The sequence below is a fragment of the Methylomonas sp. PHL2-19 genome (assembly GCF_059331595.1).
This window is the reverse complement of the sequence record NZ_CP196839.1, coordinates 2,006,734-2,025,888: the sequence shown is the minus strand read 5'-3', so window position 1 is coordinate 2,025,888 and position 19,155 is coordinate 2,006,734. Positions and strand designations below refer to the sequence as shown.

Annotated in this window: 18 protein-coding genes; 12 read left to right on the top strand and 6 right to left on the bottom strand. The window is 49.6% G+C overall.

What is annotated here, in order from left to right:
- Window positions 1-868: 868 nt before the first annotated feature.
- From ACR02O_RS09610 to ACR02O_RS09590, 5 genes are all read left to right on the top strand, one after another.
- Entirely contained in the window at window positions 869-1,285 is a 417-nt protein-coding gene (locus ACR02O_RS09610; RefSeq protein WP_458137014.1) for a thiol-disulfide oxidoreductase DCC family protein, read from the top strand.
- Window positions 1,286-1,309: 24 nt separating this feature from the next.
- Window positions 1,310-1,927, top strand: a complete 618-nt coding sequence (locus tag ACR02O_RS09605) for an SOUL family heme-binding protein (RefSeq protein ID WP_458137013.1) — start codon at window positions 1,310-1,312, stop codon at window positions 1,925-1,927.
- Between the two features lie 111 nt (window positions 1,928-2,038).
- A complete protein-coding gene (locus ACR02O_RS09600; protein WP_129871393.1) occupies window positions 2,039-2,788 on the top strand; it encodes an IS5 family transposase in 750 nt (249 codons plus the stop codon).
- Window positions 2,785-3,156 (top strand): sirohydrochlorin chelatase, encoded by a 372-nt coding sequence (locus ACR02O_RS09595; protein WP_458137012.1) that lies wholly within the window; start codon window positions 2,785-2,787, stop codon window positions 3,154-3,156. Before ACR02O_RS09600 ends, ACR02O_RS09595 begins: the two co-directional genes overlap by 4 nt.
- 209 nt (window positions 3,157-3,365) lie before the next feature.
- Window positions 3,366-4,505, top strand: coding sequence for a DEAD/DEAH box helicase (locus tag ACR02O_RS09590; RefSeq protein WP_458137011.1), 1,140 nt, complete (start codon window positions 3,366-3,368; stop codon window positions 4,503-4,505).
- A 526-nt stretch (window positions 4,506-5,031) separates the two neighbouring features.
- Here ACR02O_RS09590 and ACR02O_RS09585 read toward each other — a convergent pair.
- Window positions 5,032-6,207, bottom strand: coding sequence for an acetyltransferase domain-containing protein (locus ACR02O_RS09585; RefSeq protein ID WP_494523269.1), 1,176 nt, complete (start codon window positions 6,205-6,207; stop codon window positions 5,032-5,034).
- Between the two features lie 78 nt (window positions 6,208-6,285).
- Here ACR02O_RS09585 and ACR02O_RS09580 point away from each other — a divergent pair, with 78 nt between their 5' ends.
- From ACR02O_RS09580 to ACR02O_RS09570, 3 genes are all read left to right on the top strand, one after another.
- Entirely contained in the window at window positions 6,286-6,534 is a 249-nt protein-coding gene (locus ACR02O_RS09580) for a Rho-binding antiterminator (protein ID WP_494523268.1), read from the top strand.
- Window positions 6,535-6,596: 62 nt separating this feature from the next.
- On the top strand, window positions 6,597-7,271 hold the full coding sequence (locus ACR02O_RS09575) for a transaldolase family protein (RefSeq protein ID WP_494523267.1): 675 nt from the start codon (window positions 6,597-6,599) through the stop codon (window positions 7,269-7,271).
- 206 nt (window positions 7,272-7,477) lie between these two features.
- Window positions 7,478-9,250, top strand: a complete 1,773-nt coding sequence (locus ACR02O_RS09570; protein ID WP_494523266.1) for a L,D-transpeptidase family protein — start codon at window positions 7,478-7,480, stop codon at window positions 9,248-9,250.
- A 65-nt stretch (window positions 9,251-9,315) separates the two neighbouring features.
- On the opposite strand, the gene mepK is transcribed toward ACR02O_RS09570, so the two are convergent.
- Together mepK and ACR02O_RS09560 are read right to left on the bottom strand one after the other, a co-directional pair.
- The gene (gene mepK, locus ACR02O_RS09565; RefSeq protein WP_415880332.1) at window positions 9,316-10,293 is read right to left on the bottom strand and encodes a peptidoglycan L,D-endopeptidase MepK; all 978 of its coding nucleotides are present in this window, start codon (window positions 10,291-10,293) and stop codon (window positions 9,316-9,318) included.
- A gap of 434 nt (window positions 10,294-10,727) precedes the next feature.
- The gene (locus tag ACR02O_RS09560) at window positions 10,728-11,999 is read right to left on the bottom strand and encodes an IS256 family transposase (protein ID WP_494521800.1); all 1,272 of its coding nucleotides are present in this window, start codon (window positions 11,997-11,999) and stop codon (window positions 10,728-10,730) included.
- Between the two features lie 781 nt (window positions 12,000-12,780).
- On the opposite strand from ACR02O_RS09560, the gene ACR02O_RS09555 reads away from it, so the two are divergent.
- Together ACR02O_RS09555 and ACR02O_RS09550 are read left to right on the top strand one after the other, a co-directional pair.
- The gene (locus tag ACR02O_RS09555; protein ID WP_101055029.1) at window positions 12,781-14,103 is read left to right on the top strand and encodes a DUF3422 family protein; all 1,323 of its coding nucleotides are present in this window, start codon (window positions 12,781-12,783) and stop codon (window positions 14,101-14,103) included.
- Between the two features lie 242 nt (window positions 14,104-14,345).
- Window positions 14,346-14,516: a rubredoxin gene (locus ACR02O_RS09550; RefSeq protein WP_020485394.1), complete on the top strand. Its 171-nt coding sequence runs from the start codon at window positions 14,346-14,348 to the stop codon at window positions 14,514-14,516.
- Between the two features lie 70 nt (window positions 14,517-14,586).
- Here ACR02O_RS09550 and proS read toward each other — a convergent pair whose 3' ends face one another.
- Window positions 14,587-16,344, bottom strand: coding sequence for a proline--tRNA ligase (proS, locus tag ACR02O_RS09545; protein WP_494523463.1), 1,758 nt, complete (start codon window positions 16,342-16,344; stop codon window positions 14,587-14,589).
- On the opposite strand from proS, the gene ACR02O_RS09540 reads away from it, so the two are divergent.
- Both ACR02O_RS09540 and ACR02O_RS09535 read left to right on the top strand, forming a co-directional pair.
- A complete protein-coding gene (locus ACR02O_RS09540; RefSeq protein ID WP_494523482.1) occupies window positions 16,325-16,447 on the top strand; it encodes a hypothetical protein in 123 nt (40 codons plus the stop codon). The two genes, proS and ACR02O_RS09540, sit on opposite strands and share 20 nt — an antisense overlap.
- 117 nt (window positions 16,448-16,564) lie before the next feature.
- Complete coding sequence (locus tag ACR02O_RS09535; protein WP_033155451.1) at window positions 16,565-17,203, top strand: response regulator; 639 nt, start codon at window positions 16,565-16,567, stop codon at window positions 17,201-17,203.
- A 43-nt stretch (window positions 17,204-17,246) separates the two neighbouring features.
- Here the strand turns inward: ACR02O_RS09535 and ACR02O_RS09530 are convergent, their stop codons facing one another.
- Together ACR02O_RS09530 and ACR02O_RS09525 are read right to left on the bottom strand one after the other, a co-directional pair.
- Complete coding sequence (locus ACR02O_RS09530; protein ID WP_101055023.1) at window positions 17,247-18,152, bottom strand: NAD(P)-dependent methylenetetrahydromethanopterin dehydrogenase; 906 nt, start codon at window positions 18,150-18,152, stop codon at window positions 17,247-17,249.
- A gap of 47 nt (window positions 18,153-18,199) precedes the next feature.
- The gene (locus tag ACR02O_RS09525; protein ID WP_101055021.1) at window positions 18,200-19,108 is read right to left on the bottom strand and encodes an NAD(P)-dependent methylenetetrahydromethanopterin dehydrogenase; all 909 of its coding nucleotides are present in this window, start codon (window positions 19,106-19,108) and stop codon (window positions 18,200-18,202) included.
- Between the last annotated feature and the right edge of the window lie 47 nt (window positions 19,109-19,155).

Below are 19,155 nucleotides of genomic sequence, written 5' to 3'. Positions count from 1 at the left end.
GCAATTACCGGATTATGTACCCGGATTTCTGTTATAAATGCCGCACAACAATAAAGATAACCAGGAGTACAAAATGATTACAGTGTCAATTTACCTTTTAACCATGTTTTTTGCCGGCTACGCGATTTACCACGTACGGAGCAAATAGCCCGTCATGTAGATAAAAAAAAGCCTCTACCGAATACCACGATAGAGGCTATAGAGTGTGCAGTGCCGGAGTCACTGCTTACGAGGGAGGTCACACATAAAACATAAAGCACTAGCGGGTCCAACAAAAATCAAAGTACTGAAAATTCGCAGCAGCGAACGACAGCGTAGATATAACCAACTCATCCATCGAAAAGTTCCAAATACCCACAGTAAACTGAGGATAGGCAATACTGTTTTTCCTAAGCTTACCTGAAGCGTTTATCTGCTCTGCATCAAGCGTTTGCAGTGGCTCTAAACTACGGCTTCACTATAATCCCCTGTCGAAAATTTACAATTAGCCATTTATGTTATTCATAATTCCCTTTTCATAAACAATAAAACGGGAACTATCGCTGGAATAGCCTATCAACATCGTTTTTGTCCCTGCCGCCCAGAAAGCGGGAATGTGGCGAGATCACCCTACCTTTTTTTAGCATTCGCCCCCTTGCTTCCGCCACATCCGCTGGTAGATTGCGGAGTGCTAAATTTGTTGATTCCTTACACACGTTCCGTCCTCAGAGGGGTGCTTGATAGCCCGTAATCCCCTTCGATGCGAGTTTCTCGCCAACTGCGCGAGTCCCGCATCGTAAGGGGACTTTTTTGCGGAAGCGTATGTTGGATCCGGCTGCCAGCCTGATTATGACAAGCCTGCTAGCGCAAAACTTCCCGGAACAACCCCATGAATAATGAACACGTGTTCACGCTACTTTACGACAGCCACTGCCCCATTTGCCGAAGGGAAGTGACTTGGTTGCAGTCGCGAAACAAGCAAAACAAGCTGGGTTTGCAAGATATTCATGCCGAGGGGTTTAATCCGGCGGACTATGGTAAATCGCTGGACGAATTGATGGCGGAAATCCATGGCGTGGATGCCGATGGCCGCCTAATCAAGGGCATGCCGGTATTTTACGCTGCTTACAGCGCTGTCGGCTTGGGATGGCTGATGGCTCTCACCCGCTGGCCTCTGCTAAAACCGCTGTTTGACCGTCTGTATGCAGGGTTTGCCCGGCACCGTTTACGCTTAGGTACTTTGTTTGGCGCCAAACCCTGCCAAGATGCCAGTTGCAGCATTCGCTCCGGTCATGGAAAAACATGACTCTATCTGACGAGACTCGCTTATATGAAAAACCCCTTAGCACTACTCGGCAGCCTGATTTTGACTGGATGTACGGTGATGGGCATTAGAAGCAGCGCAGAACCGCAATACCAATTGCTCTCGGAACAGGGAGACGTGCAAATCAGGCAATATCCATCCTTGCTGATTGCCGAAACCGTGATCGACGCCGATTATGCGCAAGCCGGCAATATCGGTTTCAATCGCTTGGCCGGCTATATTTTTGGTGGGAATCAGCAAAAGCAACAGATGGCCATGACCGCCCCGGTGTTTCGGGAAAATGCCGGCGAACACATCCCTATGACCGCGCCAGTGTTACAGCAGGCAGTCGATAATAAATGGACTATGGCTTTTGTGATGCCGGCCGGCTATAGCCTCGAAACCTTACCAACGCCAATCGATCCCCAAGTGACTATCAAAGCTTTACCCGCGAAAAAAGTCGCGGTGTTGCACTATTCCGGCAGTCTGACTTTGGAAAAAATTAACGAAAAAAGCAGCCTCCTGATGGCCTGGATCGAACAACAACAGCTCACTGCCTTATCTGCCGCGCGTTCGGCGGCCTATGATCCGCCTTGGACGCTACCAGCCCTGCGCCGCAACGAAATTCATATCGACATCGAATAAGGCTGTCCGGTGACGCATTTACTAGGGGCTGTTGCCATTTTGTCATAATCCCTTTGAAAATCGATTGGCGAGCCATATTGATTGAGTTTTCAATCAAACGATAACTAGCGAATGCCACGCCAACTGCTTACAGATACCCACTGGGAAAAGCTAAAAACGATTATGTTGAGTTTCAGCATTTACGACAAACCCGGTCTTCGGCAAACGGTCGAAGGGATTTTTTATCGCTTGCGTGTTGGCTGCCCTTGGCGAGACTTGCCCGTCGCTTTTGGCAAGTGGAATGCCGTGTACAAGCGCTTCAATGCCTGGTCACTGCAAGAAAAGCTGAGGGGTATCTTTCAAGCGCTAGTGATTGAGCCTGATTTGGAATGGCTATTTATTGATGGCAGCATTATTAAAGCCCATCAACACAGTAGCGGCGGCGCCCATGAAAATCCAACAGCCATCGGGAAATCGGTCGCAGGCAACACGACCAAAATCCATATGGCGGTTGATGCCGGTGGACTTCCCATCCAGTTCTCGATTACGGGGGGCGAAGTACATGACTGCAAAGAAGCGCCGGAATTTGTGGCCAAGCTCCCCCAGGCGGGCTACATGATTGCAGACAAAGGGTATGACAGCGAGCCGTTACGGATTCAAATTCGAGACCAAGGCACAGTCCCCATCATCCCAAGAAAACAAAATTCAATAGTCGGGAATGAGGAAATGGACTGGTGTCTCTATAAATATCGCCACCTCGTTGAAAACGTATTTGCGCGACTGAAACATTTTAGAGCTATTGCCACCCGATATGACAAACTAAAACGCAATTTTGAAGGTGCTATCGCCCTGGCTTGTGCATTTATATGGTTACCGATGTGAAACGGCAACAGCCCCTAGTGGTAGCGCACGGCAGCCGCCGGGAGGATTCCAATCTTGAGATTCGCGAGCTGATAGAACAACTGCGGCTGGCGCCTACCCGCTTCGCCGCAATAGACTATGCTTTTCTAGAAATCGCCGAACCGACTATTGCCCAAGGCTTACGCCAACAAATAGCCCACGGCGCGCGGCAGATTGTCGTGATGCCTTATTTCCTGTCGGCGGGACGCCACGTCAGCATCGATATTCCCGAACAAGTGCAAAGGATTCACGATATACATCCAAAAATCGACATACGCATTGCCAACCATTTGGGCGCGGCGGAGAAAATCCGCGAGATACTGATCGATCTGGCCAGTTTGACAATTTGAACACGGCTTTTGCACGTCAATTTCGCCGCAACGAACAAGCGTCAGATCAAGCTAACACGGGTTTCCTAACCTTAAACCACTAACCGTGATAGACTGCTGCCTGAAAGTTCATCTTCAATATGTAATTCCCTTAGTCCCCGGGCGGACATCGCGACAGCATTACTGCCGCACACAGATTTCTCCCCTTATTTTCCCCTTTGAGACCCTTAATGCCATTTTCCAATCTCGGTTTATCCGAGGCTTTAATTAAAGCAATCGCCGATTCCGGCTACACCACCCCTACCCCTATTCAAAATAAAGCCATACCCGCCGTATTAACCGGCCGCGATTTACTCGCCGCCGCACAAACCGGCACCGGCAAAACCGCCGGCTTTACCTTGCCGATATTGCAGCGCTTGGCGCAAACCAGCCATGGCCGCAATCGCCCAGTCCGCGCGCTGATTCTGACACCGACCCGCGAACTCGCCGCGCAAGTGGGCGAATCTGTTAATAAATACGGCGCGCATCAGCAACCGCGTTTAAAGTCGGAAGTAGTGTTCGGCGGCGTGAAGATCAATCCGCAAATGATGCGTTTACGCGGCGGTGTGGACATCTTGACTGCAACACCAGGTCGGCTATTGGACTTGGTCAGTCAAAACGCCGTCAAACTGGATAAGGTGGAAATGTTGGTGCTGGATGAAGCCGACCGCATGTTGGACATGGGCTTTATCAAAGACATCCGCAAAATTCTGGCGATGCTGCCGAAAAAACGCCAGAACCTGCTGTTTTCCGCGACTTTTTCCGCCGACATCCGCAAGCTAACCGGCGATTTGCTGGTCAACCCGGTCAAAATCGAAGTGGCTTTGGAAAACGCCGCTGCCGAGACCATTGAGCAGCGGGTTTATACGGTCAGTAAAACCGCCAAAACCGCGCTGTTAACCCATTTGGTCAAAACCAAAGATTGGCAACAAGTATTGGTGTTTACCAGCACCAAGCACGGCGCGAATAAACTCACCGAAAAGCTGAACACGGCCAATATCAAAGCCGCGGCGATACACGGCAACAAAAGCCAGGGCGCCAGAACCAGCGCTTTGGCCGGTTTCAAAGCCGGCGAGATTCGCGTATTGGTCGCCACTGATGTGGCAGCGCGCGGCATCGACATCGCCCAATTACCGCATGTGGTCAATTTCGAATTGCCGCGCTCTTCCGCCGATTATGTACACCGCATCGGCAGAACCGGCCGGGCCGGACAAAACGGTCAGGCAGTTTCGCTGGTATCGCAAGACGAATATCAGGCCTTGCGTCTGGTGGAGAAACTGATAGGCCTGCAAATTCCCCGCGAGCAGGTAGACGGCTTCGCGGCCGCTTAAGTTAAGTCAATCCCCGCTCGCCAGCCTGTCATGTGGTTGAGCGTGCAAAAACCTAGGATGCCTCGCTGTTCCGTCAGTCACTTTATCGACAGAACGGCGAGGCAGATTGGGCCGTATTTCATCGCAGTAAAATCATACCCGCACTTGCTTGTCGGCTTTTCGCTGGTAGATTCTTGCTCGCAGTGGATTAGTTTCAATATTTCCTAGTTAATGCTCCCGCCGGCTCGATCAAAGCAATACAGCGCATCGTTGCTGAGCCGGCGGGAGCACTTTTATCCCTAATCAACGCACCACTAGAGGTTTATTATGCCGTTCGCTCACCAACCACCGCCTCCCCGTCCCGGCTGGAATTATCAAAGCTATTTTTTAAATCAGTTGAACAAGCAAAAGCAGGCTAAGGAAGCCACACCCGGTTAATAGCGGTTTAAAATTTTACCGAGCACGGGTCACAGCCATTTGGCAGTTGCCAAACTTGCCGCGAAAACTTAATGGAAAATTGCCGCCTCGTGAAAACACGCCATGCAGGTTACAGGTATTTGAGCCAACGCCAATCAGGCTTGCGGGCTTTTAGGGCTTCAAAACTTCGACAAACCGGATACAGCGTTAGCACCACTAACACCCAAATGCCATAAACCACCGGCAAACCATAGCCGTAGTCTTGCGGCAGCTCCGGCACCCAAATACCGCCACCGATTATTGCTGATACAGGTCCGTCTGTGACCGTCGCCACCAATACTGCCAGACCATGAATCAGGTACAAGTGCAGCAGATAAAATAACAACGGATTCCTGCCGAATACTTGCAAAACACCGAAGCGTTCCGCGGACTTGCCCTCAGCCATCCCCAAAATCAGCAGCGCCGGTCCCAAAGTCATTAACAGATACAATAAGGACGGCGGGTATTTATGACAGTTGATAAACGACAATACGCTAAATACGGGGTCCGGATAGCTTTGCCATGGCTTGGGGTCACCGTAAACATTGCTGAAACGCAAAACCAAAAACAACCCTAACAGGCTTAGACCTAAAGTAAACAGCCGGCGCCGCGTGCGCCAGACATTGTCAATCAATAAGTTTCCAAAACCGAAGCCAACCGCCATCACCCCTATCCACGGAATCAACGGGTAATAAGGATTTAATAGCCAGCCGTCACCGAACGGCACATCGTCACCGGTATGCAGCACGGCCCATAAGGGACCAAAACCACCCAAGTCGGCAGGCTTGACTGCATCGAAGGCATTATGCCCGACGATCATGGCCGCACCGAAGGCTACACACCAAGCCAGCGGCAACTTCACCAGCCCGGCCAAGGCGATCATCGACCAAGCAATTGCCCATAACACACCGCCGTCAATATGCCGCAGATCGGCGCGAAAATTCCACGACCAGGCTTCCACGGTGCAGGTTAAAACCAACAGCAATAGGCCACGTTCCAGCAAAAACCGGCTCAACGGTGCATCCGCTCCCCGGCGACTCTGCCATAGATACGCGCTGGTACCGGCCAAAAACACGAACACCGGCGCGCAGAAATGCGTGATCCAACGGGTCAGAAACAAGGCCACTGAGGTCTTATCCAGATCGGTGGGACTAAAACGGCTGTCGCTGAAAAAATCGCGAGTATGATCCAACGTCATCAATACCATGACCAAGCCGCGCAAAATGTCGATAGACGCCAAGCGTCTTGAAGATGAATTGCTACCCAAAATAATTTGCCCCAGATGATTGGCTGTCGAAGACGTCGAGGGTAAGATCGATGAACAAAAAACTCAAGGGGAGATGCCATGAGCGAATCACGGATCGCTTGCGATTTGCACGACTATATCGAAATTGCCTGTCTATACGGCTATCGGGTTAGATTGACATTAAAGGATCAAAGAATCGTCGAGGGCCGGGCACTGAATGTAGTGACCGAAGAAAGACGCGAATTTCTATTGGTAGAAGATAGCCCGACCAGGAAAATCGCGCTGGATCAACTGGCAAAACTGCAAGTAATCACACCGAACGCGCGATTTACCGAGGTAATTTTCTAAAGATAAGCAACAGCACTGGTTATACTGGCGGCTTTTATCCGTAAAACCACACGCCTTGTTCCATGTTAGAAATTTATTTAGACAGCGCCGATGTCGCCGGCATTAAAAACCTTTGCCCTGCTTTGCCCTTGGCGGGCTTTACTACCAATCCGTCGATTATGGCGGCGAACGGTACAGGTCTACAGGAACTGCTGCCTGCGCTGACAGACATCATTGGCCCACAGGCGCGGTTTCATGTGCAAGTACTTAGTAACTCGGTTGACGGTATCATTGCGGAAGCACATAAACTTCATGAATTGCCGTTCGACATTATCGTCAAAATACCCGCGCATACCGCTGGTTTGAGTGCTATCAAACAGCTGAAAAAAGCTAATATCCCGCTATTAGCCACTGCGATTTACAACGTGCAGCAAGGGATGCTTGCTGCGCTGCATGGCGCGGATTACCTGGCGCCCTATCTCAACCGCATCGACAATCAAGGCTTTGACGGCATTGCTGTCGTCAGCGATTTGCAGGCTTTAATAGACCGCTACCAATTGCCCAGCAAACTTTTGGTTGCCAGCTTCAAAAACGTCAATCAGGTGTTGCAGGTGTTAAAACTTGGCGTTGGCGCAGTGACCTTACCGCTGGACATTGCCCTGCAAATCTTGACCACCCCGGCTACCGACACCGCCGTTGAGAAATTCAGCCACGACTGGCAAGCGGCATTTGCCGATAAACTGTCTTTTGAAAGCTAAAGTACGGGGGAGGAGGTGTAGGGAACTCTGAAAACAACCCCGCCCTTCTCCTGGTACCGCACATTACAAAGCTTTGGCAAGCTTTTCGCGTCAACTGTTGTCATAACAGGGTACAATTAGACTAACATTATATTGATTAGCTTTGCGGCTAGACTTAAGCGCAAAGCGCACAATAAACACCCAATTCGAACCCTATTCGTGTAACCATGACAACTCAATCGCACGCCCTGAAAAATTCGCGCCATAGGTATGCCAGGTTAGCGTTGGCGGCCTGTATTTATTATGCGGGAACGGAGCAGGCATGGAGCGCAGATATGCCGGCTACAGTGCCGGAAACCAGTCTGCCTTCGATAAACAGCGTTCCTGAAGTCGTTAATCCTATCCCTGCCGACAACCCGATTGGCGCCATTCTGCTTAGCAAACGACATCCGCTGTTGTTACGCGCCGACTTTAGCCGCGTTAGCGAACTTGTTAGCCAAATCTACCTGAGTACTCAATTTCAACCGATCTGGTTTACGGCAAATCGCTCGGAAAAAAACCTTAACGATTTATTGAGCATATTAAACAATGCATCCAATGATGCGTTGAATCCTGCCAATTATGATGTTGACCGCCTGAAACAGCTGATCAATGAACCAAATCCGGATAGTGCGGCCGTTGCGGGATACGATGTGGCTTTGACCGTATCTTTGGCGCGTTATCTACACGATTTGCGGCACGGCCAAGTGGATCCGCGCGATGTTGAGTACCCGGTACACATCGCCCCCAAACCCGCTTTGGACTTGGCTGGCTTGTTGAAACAACACTTGGCAGCGCAAACATTGACCGAGGTAGTCGGTCAGTTTGAGCCTAAAACCAAGCAATACCAACAACTCAAACAAATTTTCACCCGCTTACAGCAGTTGGGAAATCAAACGGGGACTCAGGAATTCAAGCCCGGCAAAATGCTACGTCCCGGCGATAAACATCCACATATCGTGCAATTGCGCCAACGGCTACGGGACATGGCCTTACTGGACAATAATAATGCCGCCGACAGTAAAACTTACGACAACGATTTAGTTGCCGCCGTCAAAAAAGTTCAGCAACAACAAGGTTTAACGGCCGACGGCGTGATTGGTTCGGCCACTGCCGCATTATTCAATCAATCTTCGAGCGAAAAAATCGCCCAGATCGCGCTAGCCATGGAGCGCGCGCGCTGGATTCCGGACACCACCGACGGGCCGATGATTGTAGTTAATATCCCGGCATTTGAGTTATGGGCGTTTAATTCAGTTGACGATCCCAACCCGCTGAACATGAAAGTAGTTGTAGGCAAATCCCCGAGCAACCAAACGCCGGTACTTTGGGAAGAAATGAAGTATTTAGAATTTATGCCTTACTGGAACATTCCAAAAACTATTTATGAAAAAGAAATACTTCCCAAAGCAGCCAATAACCAAGGCTATTTAGCCAGCCAGGAAATAGAACTGGTAAGACATCAAAACAGTGAAGAGAAAGGCGGTGGCAGTTATTTACGCGCGCGCCAGCGGCCTGGCAAGAAAAATCCGTTAGGACGGGTTAAGTTCGTATTTCCCAATACCGCCGACGTGTATTTACACGACACCCCAGGCCATGCTGCATTTAACCGCCCTCGTCGGGATTTAAGCCATGGTTGCGTGCGGGTATCGGCGCCGGAACAATTAGCCGAATTTGTTTTGGGTGATCAGGCCGGCTGGGACAAAGAATCCATCAAGCAAGCAATGTCGGCCCCTAAAACCCGCCACGTGACGCTAAAACGTGCCGTACCGGTACTGTTTTATTACGGCACGACATTTGTCGACCATCAAAACCAGTTACGTTTCTACCCGGACGTTTATGGCCAGGACGAACAACTGAAAAAGGCCTTGGACAAAATCCATGCGCCGACAACGGCTAGTTCGACAGCGAATAATCAATTAGTGATGAGCAAAAGCACGGACGTCGGCACTAATCCATAAACAGGAAAATCGAGCAGACATAAAAAAAGCGCCGCAAATGGCGCTTTTTTTATGAGCGAACGACTCTATAACTTCCAGGTTCTGAAGGTTCCCGTGTCCAGATGGATAAAGTTTGACTCAGGATAATATCCAACGCCGCCACGGTGCATAGCCAGTGCCGCACCATGAATACGCCGAAGGTCAAAGCGCTCGATACGAATATCCACTGCCCGCCCCTGCATGTGGAAGCTATTGTTCGCCACACCGGAATTCTCGGCATGCAGTTTAGCGTTGGTCAATGGGGAACGATAACCGCAAATCACATCAAAAGGTTGATTTAAACCCAAAATTTGTTTCAAATCGTGTAACTGATCCAGTAGCTCCGGATCGATAGGATGCACATCGTCGGTACGATAATCGCGCAACAAAAAGCTGATTTCATCCAAGGCATCGCTAAGGTAACGACCTCTTTCAAAATACGTCAGGCTCAATTTGTCCCCAGTATGCGGATTTTGAAAAGCCAAGGCCCGGTGAGTTGCAAAACGCCCGTGATCCGCCAAAAACAAAGAATCCTGGCTAGGCTCCATGAATGATTCTCTTGGTGCCGGCTGAATAATAGAATGCACTCTACCGCCCTGATTACCATGTCGATTGGCATGGTAGGAAGCAGTGTTTACGTGTTGTTTTTTGCCTGTATAAATATCTCGTACACGAGACTCATGTAGGGAGTGGCGTTCTGCATGGGCTGTATGCAGCTGTCCATGCTGGCCGGCTACAGGTCTAAGGTTATTGCCGCCAGCGCTTTTGCTTAGTTTGGCAGGATGACGAACAGCCTTAGTCGCTTGAATGGCTCCATGTTTAGGCAAGCGCACTGCGCTCCTTGCCGACTTCTCCAGTCGATGGTTTTTATCCGCTTTTACCGCTACGCTTTTCGCAGCATGAACGACGCCGGGCATCGCAATAGATAAAACCGCACCAACAGCCAGACGCCCAAAGAAGCTGCGTCGAGACAGCTCTACGTCGTCCTGCTTATTGTCTTGATTTTCTAAATTATGTCTCAGCATCCATAATCTCCTGATTCAACATCATTCGGATAGTGATGATTCCAAAGGCTAATGCCTAACGGGCTTTTGCAATTATAGCACTCTGTCACATTTCAAATTCGCTTTTGCCGACATTTTGCCGCAAGGATTGCTTACAAAGGAGACACGTGCAAACATTCAATCCGCATCAAATTGCCACTCAATACCGCGCGAAATCTCGCTTTCTCTGCTTACTATTCGCGCTGATAGCATTTTACCGACCGCTGTAAAAGCACCAGCAACAGCCTGACAAACGCGAACAATTTAACCCCTTTGATATGCCAATACAGTCAAGCCGCATCATATTGAAATACTCAATTCTTGACCGTATGGTAGCGTAAAAGCTGACTAGAAAATTAAGCCGCCAAAACTTGCGGGGGGAGAAATAGTCAAATCTGGTGTATGGCTGATTTGAATCAGGCGGCCATCTGCTGTGTTTCTTCTGTTTTCTCCGGTTCCATAATGACAGCCATGCCGTCCTGAAAACGAATGCCCTCAATCACATCCGGCAATCGTTTAAAGCCGCGTATCTTGCGCCAACTCTTCTCGGCGGTTAACGCCAATTGGAACACCAAGCCCAACAAGGTATTGCGGGACACGCAGTTCTTGGTGCGGGTGGTCCGATGGCGAATCGTCGCAAAGCTGGATTCGATCGGATTTGTCGTCCGAATGTGTATCCAGTGCTCGGCGGGAAAGTCGTAAAAGGCCAATAGCGATTCACGGTCTTTTTCCAACACGCCCACCGCCTTGGGGTACTTGGCTTCAAAGTCACGCAAGAACGTGTCGAAGGCTTGATTGGCCAGGGCTTTGGTTTCCGCCATCCAGATTTCTTTCAGCCCCGCCTTGGCCTTGCCTTGGATTGAATCGGGTAGCGTCGCCAGCACATTCGCCGTCTTATGCACCCAGCAGCGCTGGTGTTGTGTGGTGGGCCAAGCTTCGTTGATGGCTGCCCAGAAACCCAAAGCGCCGTCGCCGGTAGCCAGTTTCGGCGCGTCCTGTAGACCTCGCGTTTGTAAATCCTGCAAAACACTCAGCCACGAGGCTTTCGATTCCCGATAACCGTCCGATAAGGCCAGCAAGCGCTTTTCACCCTGTTCGTTGACTCCGATGATGACCAATAGGCACAGCCGATCATCCTCGCCACGCAGGGTCGAATAGATGCCGTCGGCCCAGACATACACAGTGCGCTCCTTCGATAAATCTCGCCGATTCCAGGCCAGATAATCCTCGGCCCATTGGGCTTTCAGGCGGCTAACCACGGCAGGTGACAAGCCTTTGGCATCGTCACCCAGCAACACCGATAAGGCCGACTGCATGTCGCCGGTGGAAATGCCGCGCAAATACAGCCAGGGTAAGGCCGCTTCCACCCGTTTTGTCTTGCGAACATACGGCGGCACCAGCGACGAGTTGAACTTGATCCTGCCGCCGGAACGGTCTCGAACCTTGGGGATTTTGACCGTCACGTTACCCACGCCCGTCACGATCTCCCGCTCCGGCAAATAGCCATTACGCACCACGGTTTGCCGGCCCCGTAAATCGGTAACCTTGGCGTATTCGCCCAGAAAAGCCTGTAGCTCCGCCTCAACGGCTTGTTGGATCAAGGCTCTAGCACCCGTCTTCAACAAATCCGTCAAAGGATCGTTAATCCCACTGGCATTATTCCAGTCTTTTGCATTATCTTTGTTCATGGCGTCTCTCATTTTGCTGTTATTCGATCTCGACAATCTCATTTCAGCAGAGGGCGCCACCTTTCATCAAGTCGGGCCGTACACCAGATTTAGTTATAACTCTTGCGGGGGACAAACTACCCCGTAAAACGAAAGCGCCAGCGTTGTGAATAGGCCTGTTTTCTTGCCATTTTTTTGATAAAAACACAAAATAATTTTAACTACGAACCGCTTGTCACAGAAGCTTTTTGCTAGAAAGCGTATGGTATCTCGACTGCAAATCATTGGAGAACGACATGGAAAAACTAATTAAACCCCAAAATCAACTGACACTGTCTCAACAGCTCTGTCATTCCTTTTTTTCCCAAAAAGGCTACGATCCTTTTATAAACTTTCATTCGCACGATGGCAGCGCAATGTACGACTCTTACTTACATCATCAAAGGAGTTTTGCATCCGGGATAACAGGACAAAACTGCCAAATCAGTTTTGTAAGCAAATTCACCAAATTGGAGTAATACACAACGGCGAACATAAAAGCCGCAACCGATTACTCAAACTAGTGAAGCGTCGCGGATAAATAATCGGCCTGTGCCAACAGCAGTAGACTTAGCAATCTCGACACCTAACCCATATCAGTCATTAGCTTGGCACAAGCCGCTTTATCAACACATTAGGATATGAGCATCAACAAGTTCTGATGCAGTTTTTTATAGCCCATTGCCCTCATTCGCTTAGGCAGTAGCAACCTAGCCCTCTCTACGTTATATTCATCGGTAAAAGCGATAGACGCTAACCTTTGATGCTACCCAATTTACTTGTGACTACTCTATTTCAAATCCCGGAAAATCATCCTCAACGGTTTATATTACATAACGAAGTTCATGCCAGGGCCTCGTCTATTCTAAGCTTGCCGGTCAGGGCCAGTTACTTGGCGCTGGCGTTATCAAGCGATGAAAAAATGCAGGAACGTCGGCATTTGAAAGCACTTTGCGAACGGTTTGGAACTGTACCACCCGACCTAGATGCAGACCACTTTAGCGCGAGCTTCGATGCGTTCCAGATGAGTTGGGAGCAACACGGCGAATTCAGTACCTATAGTTTTTATGCCTACGACATAGACACAGAGCCGTTTGCAGCTCCTGCTTTAAAAAAAGTCCCGGTCGATTGGTTATCGCAGATCAGCGGAAAAGTGATTGTTGCCGCACACGCCAGCATCGTTTCCGCCGAGGAGGTTAATTATCAGGATGAAATGGATTTATCCCCGTTAACCGCCTACTTTGCCGGCAACCCAATCGTTGGTTCAAAAGTAACAGGCGGCGCGGCAGCCGTATTTACCGACTTCCGGATTCATGTCGATGGCTTTAGCCGTTTCTTGGTGGTTAATCAAAATTTGAGAACCGCGCAGGCCGGACGCTTATTGCATCGTTTGTTCGATATCGAAGTTTACCGCGTGATGGCGCTGTTGGCGTTTCCGATTGCGCGTAAACTGTATCCGGAATTAAAGAAGGCAGATCGGCAGCTGTATACCATTACTAATTCGATGACCCAGCCGGATAACGACGACGCTAAACTATTGGATGAATTAACGGCATTAGCGGCTGAAGTTGAGAATCATATTTCCACTCATCAATTTCGCTTTGCCGCAGCCAGCGCTTACTACCAATTGGTCGGCCAACGCCTGGAAGACTTGCGCGAAGTGCGGATTCAGGGCATTCAAACCTTGGGCGAATTCATGAAACGGCGTATGGAACCGGCGATGCATACCTGCAATTCCGTATCCCACCGCTTCACCCTGGTTTCCGAGCGCGTCAGCAATGCCAGCCAGTTGTTACGCACCAAAGTCGACATCATTATCGAGCGGCAAAACCAAGGCCTGTTATCCTCCATGGCCCTGCGTGCAAAAATGCAGTTGCGCATGCAACAAATGGTGGAAGGCATTTCGATGGTAGCTATCACCTATTATGCAGCGAGCCTAATCGGCAAAATCGCCGAAGCATTGCACAGTTTAGGATGGCACGTAGACGCCGAGCTAGTGGAAGGCGCATCGATTCCGTTTATTTTGGTCATCATCGGCATAAGTACTAAGCGAATTCACAAGATCATTGCCAATACGACGGAATGAATACCATCCCATCATGGTGTGCGCCGTAAACCAGCCAAATATTGAACAGAACAAAGATGACATTTATTTATCAAAATCATGCCATTAGATGGTTTTAAGGATAGACTGATTAAGCCCGGCCGGACGACTTTCAGGCAGTCCGAACAATCCCCTCCAAATCTTCGTGGTTTTTTGTGCGCGGAGCATCGGCTACAATCGCCGGGCTTTCTTTAAACCGTGATTACAATTCGAGGAATCTATCAATGGCAGAGTATAGAAAATACAAATGCAAAACCTGCGGCCACATTTACGACGAGCAGTTGGGCGATCCACGCAACGGCGTCGCCCCCGGTACTCGTTGGGAAGACGTACCGGAAGATTGGGGCTGCCCTAAATGCGGCGCGGTAAAATCCATGTTTACTCTGGTACGCTAACAAGCGTCTAGTGCGGTAAATAAAAAGGGCGCAATTTGCGCCCTTTTTCGTCTGATTAATCTAATCGACGCTAAGCAAGTTTGTCCTTTATAAAACCGACTAGATTGCCGAACTCAACATTTTGGCTTTCTTTATCCATCCGTCCTTGATATTCGACGGTACCACTATCCAGGCCGCGGTCACCGATTACAATCCGGTGCGGAATGCCGATCAGCTCCATGTCCGAGAACATAAATCCCGCGCGAACCTTTCTGTCGTCCAGCAACACTTCGATGCCGGCATCGGTTAAATCCTTATAGATCTTCTCGACCGTATCGATCAAGCGATCCGACTTATGCATATTCATCGGGCAAATAGCCACTTGAAATGGCGCCAGCTCATTGGGCCAGATAATACCGCGCTCATCGTGGCCTTGTTCGATGGCCGCCGCAACCACCCGCGAGATACCAATCCCATAGCAGCCCATGATCATGATCTGGTTTTTACCGGCTTCGTTAATGATGGAGGCGTTCATCGCTTCACTGTATTTTGTACCCAGCTGGAAAATATGCCCCACCTCGATACCTCTAGCAATGGTAATTTGCCCTTTGCCGTCGGGACTCGGATCACCTTCAACCACCATGCGCAAATCTGCAATGTGCTCCGGCAGTTCTAAGTCGCGTTGCCAATTGACGCCTTGATAATGTTTGCCTGGAATATTCGCACCACATATGAAGTCACTCATAACTGTCACGCTGCGATCTGCAATTATTGGAATGTTTAGACCTATAGGCCCCAACGATCCCGCAAAATGTTCAAAATTTTCTCTTCTTGTATCTCTTCGGTTTTGTTCGCGATTTTGCCTTTGAATTTCTGTTTCACCAAAAATCAAAGTAGCTTCAGCTCGGCTAGTTTCGTTACCCGTTAAAATGTCTTGTAACTCTAACTCTGAAGGAAAAATCAGCGGTGTGCTTATGCCTAACTTATTCAATTTAACTTCGTTGGCCGTATGGTCACCTCGTAGTAATAGAGCTACATATCCACCTTCCTCCTTTTGGACAATTAAAGTTTTCAGAACTTGTCGTTCATCAACTTTGAAGAACCGACTGACATCCTCTATGCTGTGCTGATTTGGCGTATCAACCAACGTTTTGCTTTGGCTCGGCTCGATGCGTGTGCCTTCCGGCATTAAGGCTTCGGCTTTTTCGACATTCGCAGCGTAATCACTGGCGGTAGAAAAGGCGATCGCATCTTCGCCGGAGTCGGCTAATACGTGGAATTCATGGGAAACCGCACCGCCAATTGAGCCTGAGTCGGCTATCACGGCCCGGAATTTCAAACCAAAGCGGTTAAAAATATTGGTGTAGGCTTGATACATTACGTCGTAAGTCGCCTGTAACGATTCCTGATCGAGATGGAACGAGTAAGCATCTTTCATGATAAATTCGCGCGAGCGCATCACACCGAAACGCGGACGAATTTCATCACGGAATTTGCTCTGAATTTGGTAATACGTTACTGGCAGCTGTTTGTAGCTTTTCAACTCATGACGAGCGAGGTCAGTAATAATTTCCTCGTGCGTCGGGCCCAGACAAAATTCGCGGTCGTGGCGGTCTTTCAGCCGCGCCAATTCCGGTCCGTATTTTTCCCAACGACCGGTTTCTTGCCATAGCTCCGCAGGTTGCAAAGCCGGCATCAGTACTTCCAGACCGCCCGCTTTATTCATTTCCGCACGTACAATATGCTCCACTTTACGCAATACCCGCAAACCCAGTGGCAGCCAGGTGTAGACGCCCGCGGCAAGTTTACGGATCAAGCCGGCGCGTATCATGAGTTTGTGGCTGGCTATTTCGGCGTCGGCCGGTATTTCTTTGACGGTACTAAGAGGAAATTGGGAAGTGCGCATATTGGCCCTGAAGTTGTTTTATCAAAACCGCTATTTTAACGGCTAAACGCCAAAACCACGAATCAACGACACTATTTGAGTCTATCCTACTAACTTTTAGCATTGCTGTTGTTGATGAAATTTGGGAAACTTGACCTGATAGAAGCCCCAGAAAAAGGAAGTTATGATTAAAGTATTGCTGGTTGATGATCATGAGCTTGTCAGAAGCGGTATAGAAGCTTTGTTGGCAGCTGAAAAGGATATTGTGGTGGTCGCCGTCTGTAATTGTGGCGAGGAGGCTTTGCGGATTGTCGAACAAGAGCCGCCCGATGTCATTTTGATGGACATTAATATGCCCGGCATAGGCGGGTTTGAAGCGTGCCGGCGCATACTGCAATCGCAGCCATCGATTAAAATCATCGCCTTGTCGGTGCATAACGACGGCCCCATACCGCAACAGTTGCTGAAACTAGGTGTGGTCGGCTTTGTATCCAAGGCTTCGCCGGTCAGCGAAATGGTGGCGGCAATTAAATCGGTAATTTCCGGTAAGCGCTATTTGTGCCAGGACGTGGCCAGTAATTTGGCTTTTCAGTTTTTGCCTGGCGCGGATGTCTCGCCTTTTTTACAGCTTTCCCAGCGTGAGGCTGAAGTAGTACGTCTGATTTTGCGTGGCAGGAGCATTCAGGAAATGTCGGAGGCTTTGCAACTGAGCGACAAGACCATCAACACCTACCGCTATCGCTTGTATCGCAAATTGAATATAAAGAACGATGTGGAGTTGACCAGATTGGCAGTCAAATTTAATTATCTTGATGCCCTTTAAAAAACAGGGATGCGAGGCTGTTTGCCACACATCCCTAGAGTAGTCAGACCAAGGTGCGGGCTTTGGTAAAGGCTTCCCGAAAATCCAGAAAGACCGGTTTTTCCGCTTCCAGCATCATTTTCAACAATTCATGTTGCAACTGATATTTGACATTACCTATCGCCAGCGCACCGACACCGACCGCATTTGTCGCTTGATTCGCCAAGCTTAATGGTGCTGATAAATCATTTAACTCTACGCCTTCTATACCGGAAGGCGGTACGGCATTGACATCACCGGCTACTTTCAACTGCTTGGCTTGCGCCAGAACGGCCGCATTGATAACTCGAATACCGGCCTTTGCCGTGCAGAATACTAAGTCTGCATCGGCTATTAACGCGGCTTTTTCTTCGTCATTGCGGGCAACTCCGCCACTCATGGTGGCACCAAAACGCCGGTTATATTGTTTGGCCGCGTCTTTTGCGGAATCTATTGATAGATGATCCACCAAGATTGTTTCCGCGCCTTGCAACGACGCTATCACGCCGGTGGCGATGCCGACCGGACCGGTGCCGCCGAACACTACCGCTTTACTGCCCTTCAATTCCTTACCATGATGTTGTTTAAGCGCCTTTTCCACGCACGCCACCAAAGCTGCTGCGGTGGTGCAAGCACCGCTCGGATCGGCAAATACTGAAACCTCAAACGGCGGCACCATGGCCGGCTTGGTGGCTTGCAGCATGTCAATAGCCATGCCCATATCCCTGCCGCCGATAAAGATAGCGGTTTTCTTACTGGCCGACGGACTACGCGAAAAAATCGCATCTTGGGTCAAATTGTGAATGGTCTCCAATTTGACGTTGGAATACGGCATCAGCACATCAAAGCCTGCGTCGAGTGCCATGTTAATGTCAAACGGACTGTTGTTTGGCATCGGGTCGAACATGTGAAGTATGCTGCGTTTTGCCATTTTTACCTTACCCTCTGTGATAGGCAGACTTTGGGGAGCTTAGCTAATTACTTAGACGATTTGATGAATTCGCGAGCGACTTCAAAAGCGTGTTCGAAATGTAAGAATAGCGGTTGATCGCTTTCCAGCATTCTTTTCAGCAAACGACTTTGCGCTTGGTATTTGATGTTGCCTATCGCTAGCGCGCCTATACCTACCGCACCGCTGGTGGATCCGGCTAACGGTTTGCCGTTATCGAACGCATCCACACCGGCAATGCCGGCCGGCGGCACCGCATTGACATCAGCGGCTACTTTCAATTGCGCAGCTTGGGAGATTAATTCTGTGCTGAGCAATTCAATGCCGGCCGCACCCGTTGCAAAAACCACATCGGCGGTTTTCATGTATTCGGCCTTATCGGCGTCGGCGCCTGCCAGCACCGTAATTTTGCCGTCGCCAAATTCTTCGCTGCATAGCTCTGCGGTGCGCTCGGCTTTATCGAGTTGCCTGCCGATAATTCTGACTTTAGCGCCTGCTTGAGCTGCAATCACCGCAGCCGCTTGACCGACCGGACCGGTACCGCCCAGGGCGATCACGTTTTTACCTTCCAAGGTGGTGTCGAATTTTTCAGCCAGTTCTTTTTCAACTGCTGCGACCATACCGGCTGCCGTAGTGAATGCACCGCTAGGATCGGCGAATACCGATACTTCGAAAGGCGGGACCATGGAATTCTTGGCCATTTTCAACATATCCATTGCTTGCTTGGTCTCCCGGCCACCGATAAAGATGGCGGTGCGCAACAGACCTTTCGGGCTGCGCGAAAAAATAGCATCTTGGACCAAGCCCCTGACTTCGCTGGGTTCAACATTGATGTAGGGGATTGCTGAAATCCAGCCTGCGTCCATCGCCATATTGACGTCGAACGGGCTTAAGTTCTTGGCTGTAGTCAGCATGTGCAGGATAAAGGGTTTTTCCATGATGGCCTCTTATAATTTGATTAGCCGGTAAGTATAAAAGAAAAGGC